The organism is Streptomyces sp. NPDC059900, from assembly GCF_050270335.1.
In the GTDB taxonomy this organism is placed as follows: Bacteria; Actinomycetota; Actinomycetes; order Streptomycetales; family Streptomycetaceae; genus Streptomyces.
Genome location: NZ_JBNNJZ010000565.1, coordinates 1 through 5,127, shown reverse-complemented (window position 1 = coordinate 5,127; position 5,127 = coordinate 1). Strand labels below are relative to the sequence as shown.

5 protein-coding genes are annotated in these 5,127 nt (G+C 73.3%); 3 read left to right on the top strand and 2 right to left on the bottom strand.

The window, feature by feature from the left end:
• A partial coding sequence (locus tag ACQKIP_RS39205) for an RNA polymerase sigma factor SigF (protein WP_427745246.1) occupies positions 1–714 on the top strand: 714 nt, incomplete at its 5' end.
• A gap of 72 nt (positions 715–786) precedes the next feature.
• Positions 787–1,182, top strand: coding sequence for an STAS domain-containing protein (locus ACQKIP_RS39200; protein WP_365862386.1), 396 nt, complete (start codon positions 787–789; stop codon positions 1,180–1,182).
• A gap of 31 nt (positions 1,183–1,213) precedes the next feature.
• Here ACQKIP_RS39200 and ACQKIP_RS39195 read toward each other — a convergent pair whose 3' ends face one another.
• A complete protein-coding gene (locus ACQKIP_RS39195; RefSeq protein ID WP_427745247.1) occupies positions 1,214–3,505 on the bottom strand; it encodes an FtsX-like permease family protein in 2,292 nt (763 codons plus the stop codon).
• Positions 3,506–3,594: 89 nt separating this feature from the next.
• Positions 3,595–4,287 carry an ABC transporter ATP-binding protein gene (locus tag ACQKIP_RS39190; RefSeq protein WP_365862390.1) on the bottom strand — a complete coding sequence of 231 codons (693 nt, stop codon included), beginning with the start codon at positions 4,285–4,287 and terminating at the stop codon, positions 3,595–3,597.
• 267 nt (positions 4,288–4,554) lie between these two features.
• On the opposite strand from ACQKIP_RS39190, the gene ACQKIP_RS39185 reads away from it, so the two are divergent.
• Positions 4,555–5,127 (top strand): DUF7134 domain-containing protein (locus ACQKIP_RS39185; protein WP_427745245.1); only part of this gene is annotated, 573 nt, incomplete at its 3' end.

The following is a 5,127-nucleotide window of genomic DNA, read 5'->3' as shown; positions in this document are numbered from 1 at the left end:
GCCGTGGAGGAAGGCACCCCCGAACACGCCTACGTACGCAACACGCTGGTCGAACTGAACCTCAATCTCGTGCAGTACGCGGCCCACCGGATGCGCCCGCGCGACGAATCGTACGAAGACGTCGTCCAGGTGGGCACGATCGGCCTGATCAAGGCGATCAACCGCTTCGACCTCCAGCGGGGCGTGGAGTTCCCCACCTTCGCGCTGCCCACGATCATGGGCGAGATCAAACGCTTCTTCCGCGACACCACCTGGGCCGTACGCGTTCCCCGCAGGTTGCAGGAACTCCGTCTCGACCTCGTGAAGGCCACCACCGATCTCGAGCAGACGAACGGGCACCCCCCGACCACGGCCGAACTCGCCGAGCACCTCGACCTGGACGAGGCCGAGATCAGCGAAGGCCTGACCGCCGCCAACGGCTACACCACGGCCTCCCTGGACTATCCGGCCGACGGCGTCGACTCCGACGACACGCTGGCCGACCACGTGGGCTACCGCGATCCGGAGCTGGACAAGGTCGAGGACCTGCACACCCTCAAGCCGCTCATCGCCGCGCTCCCGGAGCGCGACCGCAAGATCCTCGCGATGCGCTTCGCCGCCGACATGACACAGAGCGAGATCGGTGCGGAGCTGGGCATCTCCCAGATGCACGTCTCGCGCATCCTGACCCGGATCCTCGGGCGGCTGCGGGCCAAGCTCCTCGACAGGAGGTAGCCGCCGGGCGGGCACCGACTGTTCCGGGAGAGGCTTCTGCGCCCTCTCGGTACGATGGCTCGCGGGGGTGTGATGTCCACTGAGACCCATCGCCTGACCATCACCGAGCTCGCGAGTTGCTCCGACTCCGCGGTGCTGCGGGTCAGCGGCGAGCTCGACCAGTCCTGCGAGGAGTACTTCCTGCGTACCCTCGGCGCCAGTGTCGAGGCCGGGCACCGGCATCTGGTCCTTGACGTGACGGCGCTGATGTTCTGCGACTCGCGCGGCCTCAACTGTCTGCTCGCCGTGCGCTGGCTGCTCGAACGCCGCGAGGGCAGGCTGCTCCTGGCGGGGGCGGGGCGCCGCCTCACGGAGATGCTGACGCTGACCGGCAGCACGGAACTGCTCCCCGCCCACCGCACGGTCGGCCAGGCCGTGCTGACCCTCCCGGCCGACCAGCGCCCCCTCTGGCCGCCGACAGAGCCCTAGGCCCGCGACGCTCCGGCGGTCCGCCCCCGGCTCACTCCGTGCGCAGTGCCGTGGCCGTGCGTGCCCTGGCCGCCCAGCCCGCCGGGAGCAGCGCGCCGAGCAGTGCGATGACGACCCCGGCGAGGCCGAGCAGGACCAGGTGCGAAGGCTCGTACACGTCGAGGACCGATGGCGGCAGGCCGGTGCCCGCCGCGCGCCCCATCACCGGCAGGACGAAGCCGTGCAGCGCGAACCCGGCGGGCACGCCGACCAGGCCGCCGATCACCCCGATCCCCGCCACCGAGGCGAGGACGAGTCCCACCGTCTGCCGCGGTGACATGCCGAGCGCCTTGCAGACGCCGAGGTCGTGGACGCGCTCTCGGGTGTCGAGGACGACGGAGTTGAGCACCCCGAGGCCCGCCACGGAGACCAGCAGCAGCGTGAGCAGCACCGCCATCGTGTTCAGCAGGAGGATCATGCCCTCCTGCTCGGACGGGGAGTTGGCCATGGCGTCGCCGCCCAGCGGCTCCAGGGCAGCGGCCAGCTTCCCGGCGTACGCGGCGGGGGAGACGCCCGGCTCCACCTCGACGAGGAACGTCTGGGGCTCGACCCCGGGGAAGGAGGCGAGGCCCGCGTGCAGGTGCAGGCCGTCGTCCGAGGTGTCGAAGGCCTCGCCGACGATCCGCAGGGTCCGCGTCTGCGCCTTCACCGTCACCCGCACGGTGTCGCCGATCCCGGCGCCGGTGTGCTCCAGGAAACGCGTGGACACCACGACCTGACCCGCACCGCTGATCCAGTGCCCGGCGATCATCTCGTAGCGGCCCGAAGTCGTGTCGCCGTCGTAGAGGCTGGTCTGCACCCGGCCGGAGATCCCGCCCACCACGGCCTCGGTCTGCGCCAGGCCGTAGTACGAGGCGGTGCCTGCCTGCGCGTCGACGGCGGCGCGCACCTTCGCCGGGTCGGCGGTGCGCGGTTCGGCGCCGGCCGCCGGGGTGCCGGGCTTTGAGGGGCTCGCGGCCGGGCCCGCCGTGGGCCGGCCGGCGAACACGGTGACGGCGGCCCGTTCCTCGGGGTCCGACGCGTCACCGACCGCGCCGAGCGACGCGGTCAGCCCGACCGCGAACGTCGCCGCGACGGTGCCGAAGGCCACCGCGAGCAGCATCGCGAGCGCACGGACCGGGTGCGCGAAGGGACTCGCCAGGCCGTAGGTGAGCGCCCGCGGCAGCGGCAGGCGGCCCGCCGCCCGGTGTGCCCACCGGCCGCGGCCCGTGCGCGGCGCCCGGCCGACCGCGATGGCCTCGACCGTACGGAGCCGCCCGGCCCGCAGCGCGGGGACCAGGGCCGCGACGCCGACGACGAGCAGCGCGGCGGCCGGCACCACGACGTCCACCCACCAGGCCACCGACAGCGAGGCGGTGCCGTACACCTCCTCGGTGTCGGCCAGGAGCGGGACGGCGAGCAGGTTCCCGAGCACGACGCCCAGCGCGATGCCCGCGCCCGCCGGAATCAGGGCCTGCGCCACATACGCGCGCACCACCTCGCGCGGCGTGAAGCCGATGGCCTTGAGGATGCCGATCCTGCGCAGGCTCATGCCGACCGCGCCGCTCACCACACTGCCGACGATGATCACGGACATGGCGATGCCGAGCGCACCGAACGCGATCAGGAACGGGATGGTGGGCGCCGCGCCCTGGTCGGCCGCGCGCTTGGTGTCCAGATAGGACTGGGTGCCGAGCAGCGCACCGGAGGGCACCGCCGCGGCGAGCTTCTTCCTGGCGTCGGCGATCTCGTCCTTCGTTCCCGCGGAGTCGAAGCGGTAGAGCATCTGGCTCGTGACGGGGCTTTCCCCGGCTGCCAGCGCCCTGACCTGTGCGGGTGTCGCCCACGCGTCCGCGGTCTTGCTGACCGACACGGCGAGGCCGACGACCGTGAGGGTCCCGGCGCCCTTGGCCTCCGACGTCCGCAGGGCGGACCCGAGTGCGAACGCGGGCCCGGCGAACGACTCGGACATGACGATCTCGCCCGGTTTCTTCGCCCACCGGCCCGACTTCAGGTCCAGGTCGTCCACGGCGCCGTGGGGGTCCGAGCGCCCGGCCAGCGTCACTCCGGGCACATGGCCGCCGCCGGGGTCCGCGGGGTGGATGGTCGTGAGCGGGTAGGGGCCCGCGCTCGCCGTGACGCCGTCGAGCCGGCCGGTGGCCCTGATCCGGGCCGTGTTGGCCCCGGCCGGGTCGAACTGCGCGGTGAGGTGCGCGCCGTGCTGCTGCGCGAAGGCGTGGTCGAAGGGGGCGTTCGCGGCGACCATGAGGGACCCGGCGACCACGGCCGAGGCCACCGCCATCATCGTGGCCACCGCGATCACCACGGTCTGCACCCGCCGCCTGCCCACGCCGGAGCGCACCACGCGGCCGAGCGCGCCGCTGCCGACGCCCCTCACCGGAGCACCTGCGCCCGTGTGTCGAGGGCGAGTCGACCGTCGACCAGATGGATGGTGCGGCTCGCGCAGGCTTCCGCGAGCGCCAGGTCATGCGTGACGAGCACGATCGTCTGCCCGCCGCGGTGCAGATCCACCAGGAGTTCCCGGACGTCGTGGCCCGACGCGGTGTCGAGCGCGCCGGTCGGCTCGTCCGCCAGGAGCAGCGCGGGGCGGTTGACCAGGGCCCGTGCCACGGCGACGCGCTGGCGTTCGCCGCCGGACAGGCGGCCCGGATAGGCGCGGGCGTGCCGCTGGATGCCGAGGACCTCCATGAGCTCGACGGTGCGGGCCGCGGCCTTCTTGCGTGCCGTTCCCGTGAGTTGGGCGGGCAGCCGGATGTTGTCCTCGACCGTGAGGTCGTCGAGCAGGTTGAAGAACTGGAAGACCATGCCCACCTGTTCGCGGCGGAAGCGGGCAAGCGCGTGTTCGTTCAGTCGGTCGATGCGCAGGCCCGCCACGGTGACCGTGCCCTCCGTGGGCTTGTCCAGGCCCGCGACGAGGTTGAGGAGCGTGGACTTGCCGCTGCCGGACGGGCCGGTCACGGCGAGGGCTTCACCGGGGGCGACGCCGAGGTCGAGCGGCCCGAGTGCGGGCGCGCCCGCACTGCCGTAGCGCTTGGCCACGCCCGCCAGTTCGATCACGTGAGTCATGGGAGGTTCCGTCCTTCGGGTCGAGGGCTCGTGCGGGTCGAGGGCTCGTGACCGCCGCAAGCGCGTGGCGGCCGAGGACTCGTGCGGTGCCGGCCCGGCGAACCTAGGAGCGCGGGCCGCCCGGCCGCGTCGGCCGCGGCACCGACATCCGGTCCTCCCGCCGGACGACCCCGCCGGGACGTCATCACAGCGACGTACGCCTGCGGGGCGGCAGTTCGGCCGCCCGGGCTGATGCGGGCCGCGGCGGGCGGGTCGCACAATGAGCCGGTGGACACGGACGATCGGCGCGGACGGCGTCAGCACCTGCGCGACGCGTTCCGCCCGGAGGAGCGGCCCGCCCCGCTCTCGCGCCGGGCGGTGCGCATCGACGCGGCCCTTGCCGTCCTGCTGACGGTCATCGCCCTGATCGTGGCGGCGCGTTACCCCGACAGCGGTCCCGCCGCGATCGGGCAGGACGTCCCGGCCGGACCTTCCGCGCCGCCTCCGCCGCCCCCTGCGGGACCGGGGACACCGGACGACGGGATCTACGCGGCGCCCTGGCCGCTGGTCGTCCTCTCGGCGCTGCCGCTCGCGGTCCGGCGCCGGTATCCGCTGGCCGCTTTCACGGCGGTGCTGGTGGTGGCGCTGGCGATCGGCGAGGACAGGACCTCCTGGATCAACGTCCTGACCTGCGTCATCGGTGCCTACAGCGCCGTCATGTACAGCCGGTACCGGATGCGGGCGATGGTCGTGCTGCTCGGCGCGGCGGTCCTGGCCGGCATCGCGTTCCGGGACTCGGAAGCCATCCTTCCGGGCTGGTCGAGCCCGGCGGTCGTGCTGTTCCTCGCGGGGGTCCTGGCC